This is a genomic window from Streptomyces sp. BPTC-684 (assembly GCF_030028635.1).
In the GTDB taxonomy this organism is placed as follows: domain Bacteria; phylum Actinomycetota; class Actinomycetes; order Streptomycetales; family Streptomycetaceae; genus Streptomyces; species Streptomyces noboritoensis.
The window spans coordinates 1,307,601-1,320,904 of the sequence record NZ_CP124863.1 but is presented as its reverse complement, the minus strand read 5'-3'; the positions used below and the strand labels follow the sequence as shown (position 1 = coordinate 1,320,904).

8 protein-coding genes are annotated in these 13,304 nt (G+C 72.7%); 3 read left to right on the top strand and 5 right to left on the bottom strand.

Annotation, left to right across the window (positions count from 1 at the left end):
- From glgB to QIY60_RS05740, 5 genes are all read right to left on the bottom strand, one after another.
- Entirely contained in the window at positions 1–2,298 is a 2,298-nt protein-coding gene (gene glgB / locus QIY60_RS05760; protein ID WP_283141451.1) for a 1,4-alpha-glucan branching enzyme, read from the bottom strand.
- A 37-nt stretch (positions 2,299–2,335) separates the two neighbouring features.
- Complete coding sequence (locus QIY60_RS05755; RefSeq protein WP_283141450.1) at positions 2,336–3,676, bottom strand: maltokinase; 1,341 nt, start codon at positions 3,674–3,676, stop codon at positions 2,336–2,338.
- Between the two features lie 188 nt (positions 3,677–3,864).
- Positions 3,865–5,574 (bottom strand): maltose alpha-D-glucosyltransferase, encoded by a 1,710-nt coding sequence (gene treS / locus QIY60_RS05750; protein WP_283141449.1) that lies wholly within the window; start codon positions 5,572–5,574, stop codon positions 3,865–3,867.
- Positions 5,571–7,562 (bottom strand): alpha-1,4-glucan--maltose-1-phosphate maltosyltransferase, encoded by a 1,992-nt coding sequence (locus QIY60_RS05745; protein WP_283141448.1) that lies wholly within the window; start codon positions 7,560–7,562, stop codon positions 5,571–5,573. Before QIY60_RS05745 ends, treS begins: the two co-directional genes overlap by 4 nt.
- Positions 7,563–7,844: 282 nt before the next feature.
- A complete protein-coding gene (locus QIY60_RS05740; RefSeq protein WP_283141447.1) occupies positions 7,845–9,038 on the bottom strand; it encodes a S8 family peptidase in 1,194 nt (397 codons plus the stop codon).
- 345 nt (positions 9,039–9,383) lie between these two features.
- Between QIY60_RS05740 and glgP the strand changes: the two genes are divergently transcribed.
- The 3 genes from glgP to QIY60_RS05725 all read left to right on the top strand — a co-directional run bounded on the left by glgP (position 9,384) and on the right by QIY60_RS05725 (position 13,064).
- Positions 9,384–12,011 carry an alpha-glucan family phosphorylase gene (gene glgP / locus QIY60_RS05735; RefSeq protein ID WP_283141446.1) on the top strand — a complete coding sequence of 876 codons (2,628 nt, stop codon included), beginning with the start codon at positions 9,384–9,386 and terminating at the stop codon, positions 12,009–12,011.
- 67 nt (positions 12,012–12,078) lie between these two features.
- Entirely contained in the window at positions 12,079–12,435 is a 357-nt protein-coding gene (locus QIY60_RS05730) for a hypothetical protein (RefSeq protein ID WP_283141445.1), read from the top strand.
- On the top strand, positions 12,432–13,064 hold the full coding sequence (locus tag QIY60_RS05725; RefSeq protein WP_283141444.1) for a BMP family ABC transporter substrate-binding protein: 633 nt from the start codon (positions 12,432–12,434) through the stop codon (positions 13,062–13,064). Before QIY60_RS05730 ends, QIY60_RS05725 begins: the two co-directional genes overlap by 4 nt.
- Positions 13,065–13,304: the final 240 nt, after the last annotated feature.

Below are 13,304 nucleotides of genomic sequence, written 5' to 3'. Positions count from 1 at the left end.
TCACACCGGCCGCAGCCACACCGTCGCCAGCGGCGGCAGCGTCAGCCGGATGCTGACCGGCTGCCCGTGGCTCGGCGTGGAGTCCGGCTTGAGGGGGTCCTCGTTGCGGATGTCGCCGCCGCCGTAGCGCGCGGCGTCCGTGTTGAGGACCTCCGCCCAGGCGGGGACGGTGTCGGGGACGCCGAGCCGGTAGTCGTGGCGGACCACCGGCGAGAAGTGGGAGACGGCGAGCAGCGGGGCGCCGGAGGCGTCGTGGCGCAGGAAGGCGAAGACGTTGTCCTCCGCCGCGTCGCCCGCCACCCACGCGAAGCCGCCCGGGTCGGTGTCCCGCTGCCACAGCGGCGGGGCGTCGCGGTAGACGGTGTTCAGATCGCGGACCAGGTCCCGTACGCCCCGGTGGTCCGGCTCGGCGGAGTACGACGGGTCGAGCAGCCACCAGTCGGGGCCGGTCGTCTCCGACCACTCCGCCCCCTGGGCGAACTCCTGCCCCATGAAGAGGAGTTGCTTGCCGGGGTGCGCCCACATGAAGCCCAGATAGGCACGGTGGGTGGCGCGCTGCTGCCACCAGTCGCCGGGCATCTTGGAGACCAGTGAGCGCTTGCCGTGGACGACCTCGTCGTGGGAGATCGGCAGGACGTAGTTCTCGCTGTACGCGTACACCATCGAGAACGTCATCTCGTGGTGGTGGTACTTGCGGTGGACCGGCTCGTGGGCCGCGTAGCCCAGCGAGTCGTGCATCCAGCCCATGTTCCACTTCAGGCCGAAGCCGAGCCCGCCGAAGCCGCCGGGGCCCACGTGGTGGGTCGCGCGCGTCACGCCGTCCCACGCCGTGGACTCCTCGGCGATGGTGATCACGCCCGGGCAGCGGCGGTAGACCGTGGCGTTCATCTCCTGGAGGAAGGCCACCGCGTCCAGGTTCTCCCGGCCGCCGTGCTCGTTGGGCGCCCACTCGCCCGCCTCGCGCGAGTAGTCCAGGTAGAGCATCGAGGCGACCGCGTCCACCCGCAGCCCGTCGACGTGGAACTCCTCGCACCAGTACGTGGCGTTGGCCACCAGGAAGTTGCGGACCTCCGTGCGGCCGTAGTCGAATTCGAGGGTGCCCCAGTCGGGGTGCTCGGAGCGCGCCGGGTCCTCGTGCTCGTACAGCGGCCGCCCGTCGAAGTGGGCCAGCGCCCAGTCGTCCTTCGGGAAGTGCGCGGGCACCCAGTCGACGATCACCCCGATCCCGGCCCGGTGCAGCGCGTCCACCAGGAAGCGGAAGTCGTCCGGGGTGCCCATCCGGGCGGTGGGGGCGTAGAACCCGGTCACCTGGTAGCCCCAGGAGCCCCCGAAGGGGTGCTCGGCCACCGGCAGGAACTCGACGTGGGTGAAGCCCAGGTCGCGTACGTACGCCGGGAGCTGTTCGGCGAGTTGACGGTACGTCAGGCGCGGTCGCCAGGACGCCAGGTGCACCTCGTACACCGAGAACGGGGACTCGTGGACCGGCCGGTCGCCGCGCGCCGCCATCCACAGCTCGTCCTGCCACACGTGGTGCGACTCGGTCACGATCGACGCGGTCGCGGGCGGCACCTCGGTGCGCCGGGCCATCGGGTCGGCCCGCAGGGTGTGCGAGCCGTCGGGGCGGGTGATGTCGAACTTGTAGAGCGCGCCGTCGCCGACGCCCGGCAGGAACAGCTCCCACACGCCGGTGGAGCCGAGCGAGCGCATCGGGTACGCGGTGCCGTCCCAGTAGCAGAAGTCGCCGGTGACGCGGACGCCGAGCGCGTTGGGGGCCCAGACGGTGAACCGGGTGCCGGGCACGCCCTGGTGGGTCATCGGGCGCGCGCCCAGCGCCGTCCACAGCTCCTCGTGGCGGCCCTCGCCGATCAGGTGCAGATCGAGCTCGCCGAGCGCGGGCAGGAAGCGGTACGGGTCCTCGGCCTCGATCTCGCTGTCGTCGTAGGTGACAAGCAGCGAGTACGCGGGCACCTCGGGCAGCGGCAGCACCCCGCTGAACAGGCCGTCGCCCTCGTCGTGCAGCTCGGCGCGGAGGCCCTTGGCAAGGACCGTCACCGCCTGCGCGTACGGGCGCAGCACCCGGAAGGCGACACCGCCGCGCACCAGGTGCGCGCCGAGCAGCGCGTGCGGGTCGTGGTGCGCTCCGGCGAGCAGCCGGGCGCGGTCGTCGGGGGCGAGCGGCCGCGCGGCCCGTACGCCGTGGCTCCCGCCGCGCTTCGGCTTCGACGGCGCGGCGGCGCGGGCGGGCCGGGAGGGGTCGGGGTGGTGCGGGCGGTCGCCGGTGGGCGGGCGGGCGGTCACGGGTACGGCCTCCTCGGGGGCGGTGCGGGGGTCGGGGTCAGTCCTGGGCCAGTCGGCGGACCGCCGCCATCGGGACGGCGAGCCAGTCGGGGCGGTGCCGGGCCTCGTAGAGCACCTCGTACACCGCCTTGTCGGTCTCGTACGCGCGCAGCAGCTCGGGCTCGTCGCGCGGGTCGGTGCCGGCGCCCGCCGCGTAGCCCGCGCAGTACGCGTCCCGGCAGGACTCGGCCCACTCGGGGCGCCAGGGGAGCTGGGTGCGGGCCGCGTAGTCGAAGGAGCGCAGCATCCCGGCGACGTCGCGGACCGGGGGCTGCGGGCGGCGGCGCTCGGCCAGCGGCCGGGCGGGCTCGCCCTCGAAGTCGATGACCGCCCAGTCGCCGCCGCCGGTCCGCAGGGTCTGGCCCAGGTGCAGATCGCCGTGGACGCGCTGGGCGGGCCGGGGCCCGGCCACCTTCGTCACCGCGTCGAACGCGGCGCGCAGCCCCGGCACATGGGGCAGCAGCGTCGGCACCGCCTGGGCCGCCGCCTCCAGGCGCTCGCGCATCGCGGCCGCGAGCAGCTCGGTCTGGGCGCGGCCGAGGGTGACCACCGGCAGCGCGGCGGCGAGCGCGGTGTGCACCTCGGCGGTGGCCCGGCCGAGCGCGTGCGCCTCCCGGGTGAAGTCGCGCCGCTCCGCGAGCGCGCGCAGCGCCAGCTGCCAGCCGTCCTGGGAGCCGCGCAGATACGGCTGGAGCACGGCGAGCGTGGCGTTCTCGGGCCGCTCGGTCTGGATCCAGGCCGCGGGCGCGGGCACCCGGGGGCACCCGTGCCGGGCCAGGACCAGCGGAAGTTCCAGGTCGGGGTTGACCCCGAAGTGGATCCGGCGGAATACCTTGAGGATGAACGTATCTCCGTACACCAGCGAGGAGTTGGACTGCTCGGCGGCGAGGAGGCGGGGCGCGAGTCCGGCGGGGACGGGGATGCCCGCGTCGCAGCCGAAGCGCAGCGGTCCCAGCCGCCCCGGCGTGCGCAGCCGCTCCAGGAGGAGGGCTGCGACCTGGGGGTCCTGGAGCGCGTCGTACACGGTGAGCCCGGTCAGCGGCCCGGCGGTGGCGTGGCCGACGAGCGCGGGGGCGAGCGGCGGCGGCAGCACCTTCCGTACGCCGATCAGCAGCTGGTAGACGTCGCCGGGGCCGGGCTCGGGGGTGCCGGGCTGCTCGGCCCGGACGAGCAGGTGCAGACAGCCGGGCAGCAGCTCGGTGACCGAGGCCAGCGAGAAGCCGGTGACCGGGCGGCCCTTGCCCGCGAACCAGCGCTGTCTGGGGAGCCATTCGTGCAGCAGCGGCGCCAGCGACGGCAGCAGCGCGACGGGAGTCAGGGTGGGTGCGGCCTTGGGCATGGCAGCGCGTCCTTTCCCCGGGCTCACAAGGATGTGCGCAGAGTGTCCCGGATTGCGGCATTGGCTGTCCGGCGGCGCGCGGAGCGTCCGGTGTGCCACTGGGAGCGGTCCGGAGCGTCGCTGAGGAGAGTGCCCAGGGCGGGCCGGAGGAAACCGGCCCGCCCTGGCCCGCCCTCGGCGGGGTGGGGCTAGCCGATCACGATGCAGTCCTTGCGCAGCCGGAACCAGTAGAAGCCGTGACCCGCCAGGGTCAGCAAGTACGGCCACTGGCCGATGGCCGGGAAGCGCACCCCGCCGATGAGCTCCACCGGATGGCGTCCGGCGAAGGTCCGCAGATCGAGCTCGGTGGGCTGGGCGAACCGCGAGAAGTTGTTCACGCACAGCACCAGGTCGTCGTTGTGCTCCCGCAGGAACGCGAGGACCGCCGGGTTCGAGGACGGGAGTTCGGTGTACGAGCCGAGCCCGAAGGCCGGGTTCTGCTTGCGGATCTCGATCATCCGCCGGGTCCAGTGCAGCAGTGACGACGGCGAGGCCATGGCCGCCTCCACGTTGGTCACCTGGTAGCCGTAGACCGGGTCCATGATCGTGGGCAGGAACAGCCGTCCCGGGTCACAGGACGAGAAGCCCGCGTTGCGGTCGGGCGTCCACTGCATGGGGGTGCGCACCGCGTCCCGGTCACCCAGCCAGATGTTGTCGCCCATCCCGATCTCGTCCCCGTAGTAGAGGATCGGCGAGCCGGGCAGGGACAGCAGCAGGGCGGTGAACAGCTCGATCTGGTTGCGGTCGTTGTCCAGCAGGGAGGCCAGCCGGCGCCGGATGCCGATGTTGGCGCGCATCCGGGGGTCCTTGGCGTACTCCGCGTACATGTAGTCGCGCTCTTCGTCCGTGACCATTTCGAGGGTCAGCTCGTCGTGGTTGCGCAGGAAGATGCCCCACTGGCAGGTCTTGGGGATGGCCGGGGTCTTGGCCAGCACCTCGGAGACCGGGTAGCGGCTCTCGCGGCGCACGGCCATGAAGATGCGCGGCATGACGGGGAAGTGGAACGCCATGTGGCACTCGTCGCCCCCGGCCGCGTAGTCGCCGAAGTAGTCGACGACGTCCTCCGGCCACTGGTTGGCCTCGGCGAGCAGCACCGTGTCCGGGTAGCTCGCGTCGATCTCGGCCCGGACCCGCTTGAGGAAGTCGTGGGTCGCGGGCAGGTTCTCGCAGTTGGTGCCCTCCTCCTGGTAGAGGTACGGGACGGCGTCGAGGCGGAAGCCGTCGATGCCCAGGTCCAGCCAGAACCGCAGCGCGGCCAGGATCTCGTCCTGGACGGCCGGGTTCTCGTAGTTCAGGTCGGGCTGGTGGGAGAAGAAGCGGTGCCAGTAGTACTGCTTGCGGACGGGGTCGAAGGTCCAGTTGGAGGTCTCGGTGTCGACGAAGATGATCCGGGCGTCCTGGAACTGCTTGTCGTTGTCGGCCCAGACGTAGTACTCGCCGTACGGGCCCGCGGGGTCTTTCCGCGACTCCTGGAACCACGGGTGCTGGTCGCTGGTGTGGTTCATCACGAAGTCGATGATCACGCGCATGCCGCGCTGGTGGGCGGCGTCCACGAACTCCACGAAGTCGGCGAGGTCGCCGAACTCCGGGAGCACCGCGGTGTAGTCCGAGACGTCGTAACCGCCGTCCCGCAGCGGGGACTTGAAGAAGGGCGGCAGCCAGAGGCAGTCCACCCCCAGCCACTGCAGGTAGTCGAGTTTGGCGGTGATGCCCTTGAGATCCCCTACGCCGTCGCCGTTGCTGTCCTGGAAGGACCGCACGAGCACCTCGTAGAAGACGGCCCGCTTGAACCATTCGGGATCGCGGTCCTTGGCGGGAGTGTCCTCGAAGGTGTCGTGGACGGGCTCGTTGACGATCATGGTGTGGGTGACCCTCCGATCGGCGGGGACGGTCGCAGGACCAGGACGTGCGCGGGCGCGCGGCCCGGCTCTAGGCGCACGTAGTCGGTCCTGCCCCAGTGGTAGGTCTCACCGGTGAGCTCGTCGCGCACCGGGACGGACTCGTGCCACGAAAGGCCGAGTTCCGGCATGTCCAACGAGACCGTGGCCTCCTGGGTGTGGTGGGGGTCGAGGTTGGCGACCACCAGAACGGTGTTCGACCCCGAGCGCTTGCTGTACGCGAGCACCGCGTCGTTGTCGGTGTGGTGGAAGCGCAGCGAGCGCAGCTGCCGCAGCGCCGGGTTGCGGCGGCGGATCCGGTTGAGCGAGGTCAGCAGCGGGGCCAGCGAGCGGCCCTCGCGCTCGGCCGCCTCCCAGTCCCGGGGCCGCAGCTCGTACTTCTCCGAGTTCAGGTACTCCTCGCTGCCGTCGTGCAGCGCCGTGTCCTCGCACAGCTCGTAGCCCGCGTACACGCCCCAGCTGGGCGAGAGCGTCGCGGCGAGCACCGCGCGCACCTCGAAGGCGGGGCGGCCGCCGTGCTGGAGGTAGGCGTGCAGGATGTCGGGGGTGTTCACGAAGAAGTTGGGGCGCATGTACGCGGCCGCCTCGCCGGTCAGCTCGGTGAGGTAGTCGGTCAGCTCCTGCTTGGTGTTGCGCCAGGTGAAGTACGTGTACGACTGCTGGAAGCCGATCCGGGCCAGCGTGTGCATCATCGCGGGCCGGGTGAACGCCTCGGCCAGGAACACCACGTCCGGGTCGGTCCCGTTGACCTCGGCGAGCACCTGCTCCCAGAACACCACCGGCTTGGTGTGCGGATTGTCGACGCGGAAGATCCGCACCCCGTGGTCCATCCAGAACCGCAGGATCCGCACGGTCTCGGCGACCAGGCCCGGCATGTCCCGGTCGAAGGCGAGCGGGTAGATGTCCTGGTACTTCTTGGGCGGGTTCTCGGCGTACGCGATGGTGCCGTCGACCCGGTGGTGGAACCAGTCGGGGTGCTTGTCCACCCAGGGGTGGTCCGGCGAGCACTGGAGCGCGAAGTCGAGGGCGACCTCCATGCGCAGATCGCCCGCCGTGCGCACGAAGTGGTCGAAGTCGTCGAGGGTGCCGAGGTCGGGGTGGACGGCGTCGTGCCCGCCGTCCGGCGAGCCGATGGCCCAGGGCACGCCGACGTCGCCGGGCGCGGCCGACAGGCTGTTGTTGGGGCCCTTGCGAAACGTGGTGCCGATGGGGTGCACGGGCGGCAGATAGACCACGTCGAAGCCCATCGCGGCGACCGCGGGCAGCCGCTCGGCGGCGGTCCGGAAGGTGCCGCTCACCGGCGGCTTCCCGGCCTGGACCACCGCGCCCTCGGAGCGCGGGAACAGCTCGTACCAGGACCCGAAGAGCGCCCGCTCACGCTCCACGACCAGCGTCAACGGCTCGCTGGCGCTGACCAGTTCGCGCAGCGGGTAGCGGGCGAGCGCCGTGTCGGCCTCGGGGGTCAGGGCCGCGGCGAGCCGGGCGGCCGGCGGGCGGGAGCCGTCGCGCAGGGCGTCCACCGCGGCGAGCACCGCCTCGCGGCCCTTGGTCTTCGGCACCCCGCGCGCGGCCCGCTCGTACAGCGCGGCGCCCTCCGCGAGGACCAGCTCGGTGTCCAGACCCGCCGGGATCTTGATGCCGGCGTGCCGGCGCCAGGTGGCTACCGGGTCGCTCCACGCCTCGACCGTATACGACCAGCGCCCTTCGGCCGCCGGAGTGACCTCGGCGCCCCAGCGGTCGGTGCCGGGCGCCAGCTCGCGCATCGGCGTCCACGGGCCGGGCCGCCCGCGCGGGTCGCGCAGGACCACATTGGCGGCGACCGCGTCATGGCCCTCTCGGAAGACGGTGGCGGTGACCGGGAAGGCCTCGCCCACCACCGCCTTCGCCGGCCTTCTGCCGCAGTCGACGGCGGGGCGGACGTCCAGGACGGGGATACGACCGATGGGCATGTTCACGGGCTCACCTGGTGGCTGGTGGGTGCGGGGCGTGGTGGGGTCTGCTCTTTGTAACTGCTCCGTTGACGTTCGACGGGCTGCGGGCATGGCCGCTCCTGTCCGCGTTCACTCGGGTGGCGGTCAGCGGTTGCACAGACGGCGTCCTACCGGTGGAGCCTTCCACAGGCTTCGAGTGGGCATTCCGGTGGTTTGTTAACTACCTGGGCGTAACGGATCGGACAAGGAAACGGCCCCGTCTTTCGGCGGGACCGCACCAGAATTTGCCTACCCACAAGTTCAGTTGGCGCCCGGATCACCGCCCACGCGCAGCAGGCGGTCGGGCGAGCCGGGCCCGGCGCGGGTGATCCTTCCGGTGGCCGCCCGCGCGTTCAGGGCCGCGCCCACTTCGGCCGGATCCGCCGCCGGGTGCCCGCCGAGGTACAGCGCGGCCGCGCCCGCGACGTACGGGGCGGCCATCGACGTGCCCGACAGGGTCCGGTACGCCGTGTCGTCCGAGTTCCACGCCGAGGCGATGCCCGTACCCGGGGCGAACAGATCGAGTGCGGAGCCCCAGTCGGAGAAGGAGGCCCGGGCGTCGTCGCGGTCGCTCGCGCCGACCGTGACCGCCTCCGGGACCCGGGCCGGGGAGTAGCGCTCGGCCGGTTCCCCCTCGTTCCCGGCCGCGACCGTGAACGTCACTCCGGCGGCGACGGCGCCCCGCACCGCCCGGTCGAGCTCCGGGCTGGGAGCGCCGCCCAGGCTCAGATTGGCGACGGCGGGGCGGCGGGCGTTGCGGGTCACCCAGTCGATCCCGGCGATCACCCGGGCGGTGGTGCCGGTGCCCCGGTCGTCCAGGACGCGCACGGCCACCACCGCCGCGTTCTTCGCCACGCCGGTCGTCGCGCCCGCCAGGGTCGCCGCCACATGGGTGCCGTGGCCGTTGCCGTCCTGGGCGTCGGCGTCGTCGTCCACGAAGTCCCAGCCGCTGTCCGCCCGGCCGCCGAACTCCCGGTGGGTGGTGCGCACCCCGGTGTCGATGACGTACGCGGTGACGCCCGCGCCGCCGCCCCGCGGCCAGGTCCCCTCCGGCGGCAGATCGCGCGGGCCGCCGCCCGGCCGGTCGTCCTGGCGGTGCTCCAGGGCGACGGCGCTGTCCTGCGCCACCGACGCCACGCCCGGATCGGCCGCCAGGCGCCGGGCCCGCCCGGCGTCGACGCGCACCGCGTAGCCGTTGAGGGCGGTGCCGTACGTACGGCTGATCCGGGCCCCGTATCTCGCGGCCAGGTCGCGGCCCGCCTCGGAGGCGGCGCTGGTGGAGTCCTTGAGCGTGACGATGTAGCTGCCGCCGACCGCGCCCGGTGCGTCCGCGCCGAGCACGCGCCCCTCGGGCGGCGCGGCCCGGGCGGGCGGCGCGAGGGTCAGCGCCGCCACCGTGCCCAGCGCGGTCAGCGCCCCGGCCGTGCGCAGGCGCGTGCTGCGTGTCGCTCCCATGCCGTGGTCCCCCCCTAGGGCCTGTCGTCACATTCCCGTCTGCCCCGCGACGTCTGGCACGCTCCCCCAAGCTCTTCGAGCAGGGGGGACCCCCAGAGCACGCACCAGACGCCGTGGGGCCGCCCTTCGGGCGACGACGGGAATGTGACGACAGGCCCTGCCCTTTGGACGCCCTTCGCAGCCTCCCGCCCCGCGGGGACGCCCACAAGGGCGCACGCCGGGGGCGGTCGCCTCCGTGCGCCGTGGTAGTGCGGGGCGCCCGCCCACTACCTTCGAGGGTGAAGGACAGTCGAACAGAGCTGTACGTCCACCCTGTTGCGTACATCCCCTGCGAAGGTGGAACACGTGAAGGCAATCCGTCGATTCACCGTCCGCCCCGTCCTCCCCGAGCCCCTGCGGCCGCTGAGCGAGCTGGCCCGCAATCTGCGCTGGTCCTGGCATCCCGAGACCCGCGAGCTGTTCCGGTCCGTCGACCCCGAAGGGTGGCGGGCGGCCGGAGAGGACCCCGTGCGCCTGCTGGGGTCGGTCTCCGCCGCCCGGCTCGCCGCCCTCGCCGAGGACCGCCGCTTCGTCCGGTCCCTGACCGCCTGCGCCGGCGACCTCGCCGACTATCTGAGCGGGCGGCGGTGGTACCAGGAGCAGCCCGAGGGGCTGCCGAACGCCGTCGCCTACTTCTCGCCGGAGTTCGGGATCACCGCCGCCCTGCCGCAGTACTCGGGCGGGCTCGGCATCCTCGCCGGCGACCACCTCAAATCCGCGAGCGACCTCGGCGTGCCGCTGATCGGCGTCGGGCTGCTCTACCGGCACGGCTACTTCCGCCAGTCGCTCTCGCGCGACGGCTGGCAGCAGGAGCACTATCCCGTGCTCGACCCCAACGAACTGCCGCTCGCGCTGCTGCGGGAGGCCGACGGCGAGCCCGCCCGGATCTCCCTGCACCTGCCCGGCGGCCGCGCGCTGCACGCGGTGGTCTGGATCGCGCGGGTCGGCCGGGTCCCGCTCCTGATGCTCGACTCGGACGTGGAGGAGAACGGCCCGGGCGAACGCGACGTCACCGACCGGCTGTACGGGGGCGGCAGCGAGCACCGGCTGCTCCAGGAGATGCTGCTCGGCATCGGCGGGGTGCGGGCGGTGCGCGCGTACTGCCGGATCGCCGGGCACCCCGCGCCCGAGGTCTTCCACACCAACGAGGGCCACGCGGGCTTCCTCGGCCTGGAGCGGATCCGCGAACTCGCCGGTGAGGGGCTGGAGTTCGAGGCGGCCCTGGAGTCGGTGCGGGCCGGTACCGTCTTCACCACCCACACCCCGGTCCCCGCCGGGATCGACCGCTTCGACCGCGAGCTGGTCGCCCACCACCTCGGCGACGACGGCGAACTGCCCGGCGTCGACGTCTCGAAGATCCTCCAGCTCGGCATGGAGACCTACCCCGGCGGCGAGCCCAACCTCTTCAACATGGCCGTGATGGGGCTGCGCCTGGCCCAGCGCGCCAACGGCGTCTCCACCCTGCACGGCGAGGTCAGCCGGGAGATGTTCGCGGGACTGTGGCCCGGGTTCGACCCCTCGGAGGTGCCGATCACCTCCGTCACCAACGGGGTGCACGCGCCGACCTGGGTGGCGCCCGAGGTGTTCCGGCTCGGCGCCAGACAGATCGGCGCCGGGCGCGCCGAGGACGCGCTCACCGTGGGCGGCTCGCCGCGCTGGGACGCGGTCGCCGACATCCCCGACAACGAGATCTGGGAGCTCAGGCGCGAGCTGCGCGAACAGCTGGTCCTCGAAGTGCGCGAGCGGCTGTACGCGTCGTGGCGCACGCGCGGCGCCGGGACGGCCGAACTCGGCTGGGTGGACGGGGTGCTCGACCCCGACGTCCTCACCATCGGCTTCGCCCGCCGCGTCCCCTCGTACAAGCGGCTGACCCTGATGCTCCGCGACCGGGACCGGCTGATGGAGCTGCTGCTCCATCCGACCCGGCCGGTGCAGATCGTGGTGGCGGGCAAGGCGCACCCCGCCGACGACAGCGGCAAGCGGCTCGTCCAGGAGCTGGTGCGGTTCGCCGACGACCCCCGGGTGCGCCACCGCATCGTCTTCCTGCCCGACTACGGGATGGCGATGGCCAAGAAGCTCTACCCGGGCTGCGACGTGTGGCTCAACAATCCGCTGCGGCCCCTTGAGGCGTGCGGGACCAGCGGGATGAAGGCCGCGCTCAACGGGTGCCTCAACCTCTCGGTCCTGGACGGCTGGTGGGACGAATGGTACGAGCCGGACTTCGGCTGGGCCATCCCGACCGCCGACGGCTCCGCCACCGACGAGGACCGCAGGGACCAGCTGGAGTCGACCGCCCTGTACGACCTGATCGAGGACCGGGTGGCGCCGCGCTTCTACGACCGGGGCGAGGGCGGGCTGCCCGGCCGCTGGATCGAGATGGTCCGCGAGACCCTGGCCTCGCTCGGCCCGAAGGTCCTTGCGGGGCGGATGGTGCGCGAGTACGTGGAGCGGCTGTACGTGCCCGCCGCCCGGGCCCACCGCGACCTCGATCCGGACACGGCCCGGGAGCTGGCGGCCTGGAAGGCCCGGGTGCGGGCGGCCTGGCCGCAGGTGGCGGTCGACCACGTGGAGGCGGTGGCCGCGACCGCGCTGAACGGTCACGCGGAGCTCGGCTCCACGCTCGCCCTGCGGGTGCGGGCGGGGCTCGGCGGGCTCCAGCCGGACGACGTGGAGGTGCAGGCGGTCGCGGGGCGGGTGGACGCCGCCGACACGCTCGCGGAGGCCCGCACGGTCGCCCTGAAGCCCACGGGCGGCCCGGACCTGGAGGGGCGCTGGGTGTACGAGGGCCCGCTCGCCCTGGACCGGACCGGCCCCTACGGCTACACGGTCCGCGTCCTGCCCGCCCACCGGCTCCTCGCCGACGGCGCCGATCTCGGCCTGGTCGCGCTGCCGACCGAGGCGACGGGGGAGGGGGCGGGGGTGCTGATGCGCTGAGGGCCGAGGGGTTGTACCGTACGTCGGCCGCTGCCATGCACCCCGTACGGAACTGCGAGGTCCGATTGTGAACCCTGCCGAGAATGTCGTCGCTCGTCCCATACGTCCGTATGGGACCTGGGCGGCGCGCGCGGGCCTCGCGCTGCTGCCCTTCGCGTCCCTGGGGCTGCTGTGCCCGGTGCCGTCGCTGGTGATCGCCGTCAAGCGGCACCGGAGCGCGGACTGGGTCGCCTTCGCGGTCTTCTGCGCGGTGTGGGTGTCCTGGGTGCTCCAGCTGGCGACCACCCCGGACACCACGCACGGCATGCGGTTCGCGGCCGACGTGCTGCTCGTCGGGCTGTCGACGGCCGGGGCGGCCGCGCACGCCTGGAAGGCGTGGCCGGCGGCCCGGCAGTCCCCGAACGAGAACGGCAAGAGCGCGTGAAGCAGGTCAAGCAGGTACGTCAGGCCCAGGCGGCGAAGGCTGCCCGGGAAGGCCAGGACAAGCAGGGCAGATACGCGCGCTACCGGCTGCGGTTCGCCCGGCTCACGGCGCTTGCGCGGGTGCACCGGCGCCGGGTCCGGATCGCCGCGGGCGCGGCGGTGGCCGTCGCCGTGGCCGCGATCCTCGTCTCGGTGCTGGACGAGGACGACAAGCCGGGGCCGCCGGATCCGCGGGCCCGGCAGTACAAGAACGTCGACGCCTGTCTGCTGACCGGGGACAAGGGCGTCACCGAGGGCACGGACGGCGCGCCGGTGTGGGCGGGGATGCAGGACGCCTCGAAGGCCACTCGCGCGCGCGTCAACTTCGTCCCGGTGACGGGCGAGCAGACCGCCGCCAACGCCACCCCGTTCGTCAACAGCCTCATCCAGCGCTCGTGCGACGTGGTCGTGGCGGTCGGCAAGGCGCCGGTGGCGGCGGCCGAGGCGGCGGCGAAGGCCCACCCCAAGGTCCGTTTCGTGGTGGTCGGCGGGGAGGCCGCGGCGGCCAATGTGACGGTGGTGAAGCCGGGTGACGGAGTGCGGGCGGATGTCACCCGGGCCGTCGAGCAGGGAGTCAATACACCCGGATAGCCCGGAATTTATCGTTCCGCACCGCATGGACATGGCAAAGAAATGTCAAAGGATCATGGGGTGGAGGCAACCTCTGTAAAAACGTGGGGCACGATCGCCAGGCTTTGTCTTCTGTAAGCCTCGCGTAAGTAAAGGCTGTCTCAAATGCGCGCTCGATGGGCCCGAACGTCCCGTCTGTTGTTTCCGCCCGGGAGAACCGGGCGCCGCAGGGCCAGGAGGATCTCCCTCCTGGTCCTGCTG